The 2,007-nt window shown below is 62.9% G+C and carries 2 protein-coding genes; one reads left to right on the forward strand and one right to left on the reverse strand.

The genetic code is table 11. The features are described from left to right. Positions 1-28: 28 nt before the first annotated feature. A complete protein-coding gene (gene tam, locus Q7F16_RS12200; RefSeq protein WP_409556179.1) occupies positions 29-799 on the reverse strand; it encodes a trans-aconitate 2-methyltransferase in 771 nt (256 codons plus the stop codon). 187 nt (positions 800-986) lie between these two features. Between tam and Q7F16_RS12205 the strand changes: the two genes are divergently transcribed. Then, a complete protein-coding gene (locus Q7F16_RS12205; RefSeq protein WP_014337394.1) occupies positions 987-1,721 on the forward strand; it encodes a thioesterase II family protein in 735 nt (244 codons plus the stop codon). The last annotated feature ends 286 nt before the right edge of the window (positions 1,722-2,007 follow it).

A 2,007-nucleotide genomic window follows, 5' to 3' on the forward strand; every position in this document is an offset into this window, starting at 1 on the left:
CCCCATCGCTGCGTCATCGACCGTCGCCCTAGCGCGTCGCGACCATGAATACCCGGGGAAACGGCAGCAGCACCGTCCCATCGTCCTGGGCTGGATAAGCCTGTTCGATCGCCTTGAGGTAGCGAGCCAGGTACTGTTCGCGTTGCGCCTCGTCCAGCGGCTCGAGAAACGGCCGCAAGGCGCTGCCCTTGAACCATTCCACCACGCCTGCGGCACCGCCGACCAAGGGGTGATGGTAAGTGGTGCGCCACACATCGACGCGGCTGCAGTGTGGCTTGAGGATCGAGTAATAGGTGCTGGCATCCGCCATCTCGGTACGCGAATCAGCCGCCGCGGCCAGTTGGCTGGCCCAAGGCCCGTTGGCGGCGATTTCCCGCATCAAGCGGTGGGAGGGCTGGTGCAGGTTGTCGGGCATCTGGATTGCCAGGCTGCCACCGGGAGCGAGTTTGTCCACCAGCGAGGGCAGCAGGGTGGCGTGGTCAGGTAGCCATTGCAGCACGGCGTTGGCGAAAATCACGTCGAACGGCCCGGGCTCATCCCATTGGCCGATGTCGGCAGTGTCGAACGGCACGGCGGGCAAGCGTTTGCGTGCGGCCTCGACCATGTCGCTGGAGCTGTCCAGGCCGCGCACCGTGGCACCGCTGAAATGTTCCACCAACAGCTCGGTGGAATTGCCCGGGCCGCACCCCAGGTCGATCACCGAGCGGGCCTGTGTGGGGGGGATGGCGGCGAGCAGGTCCCGGGACGGACGGGTGCGTTCCTGTTCGAAGGTGACGTATTGCTTGGCGGACCAGCCCATGGCGTTCTCCTGTGTGGTGCAGTGATCGAGGTATCGCCAGTATAAGGTCGGGTGGGAAGATGAACCGCGTTATCGTTCATCGCGGGCAAGCCTTGCTCCCACAACGTAGCGAACGTCACGGTTTTGACTAATTCCATGGGTTACGATTTCGTTATCTTCCCTACACGACCGATCGGAGAAAACCGCAGTGACCCAACTGACCCTGCTGTGCCTGCCTTATTCCGGCGCCAGCGCGATGGTGTACAGCCGCTGGCGGCGCACGTTGCCGCAGTGGCTGCACGTGCAGCCGGTGGAGCTGCCCGGACGCGGAGCGCGCTTCGACGAGCCGCTGCACACTGACATGGGGCTATTGGCGATGCAGTTGGCACGGGAGTTGTCCGCGACGCTCCAGGCCCCGTACGCCTTGTTCGGTCATAGCCTGGGCGCGCTGCTGGCCTGCGAGATCGGCCATGCCCTGCGTGAGCTCGGCTGCCCGGAACCGGTGGCGCTGTTTGCGTCCGGCACCGCGGCACCGACGATGCGCGCCGACTATGATCGCGGTTTCGCCGAGCCGAAAACCGATGCTGAACTGATCGAGCAACTGCGCACCCTCAACGGTACGAGCGAGGAGATCCTGGCCAATGAAGAGCTGATGGCCTTGACCTTGCCGGTCCTGCGGGCAGACTTTCTGCTGTGTGGACGCTTCCAACCGCGGCAGCGGCCGCTGCTCAACTGTCCGGTGCACGTGTTCGGCGGCACGGCCGACAAGGCCACCACGGAGCAACTGATGGGCTGGCGCCAGGAAACCACGGGCAGCTTTTCGGTGGACATGCTGGCCGGTGGGCACTTCTTCATTCACGAGCACGAAGCCAAGGTGCTGCGGCTGATCAAGGATCAGTTGAGCGTGCATCATCGGCGGCATGGGTTGGCCATCAGCGCATAATTTGCTCAAGACCCGTTTTTGTGGCGAGGGAGCTTGCTCCCGCTGGGCGGCGAAGCCGCCCCAAAGAGACGGCATAGACACCTCAAAAGAAATGGCCCAGTAGTCCAGGTAAACCGCATCAGCCGGTTTACGACTGCTGCGCAGCCGAGCGGGAGCAAGCTCCCTCGCCACGGGTTTCTTCCTTTCTGACACTTGTTCTCAAACGCTAATTTTTCCGGTTTGCATTCGTTTCATAGGGACGACTTGCCTTTGTGCCTTGTGCCCACTGATTCCGGATACCCCAGAA

This window comes from Pseudomonas sp. Lb2C2, from assembly GCF_052112205.1.
Taxonomy (GTDB): Bacteria; Pseudomonadota; Gammaproteobacteria; order Pseudomonadales; family Pseudomonadaceae; genus Aquipseudomonas; species Aquipseudomonas kilonensis.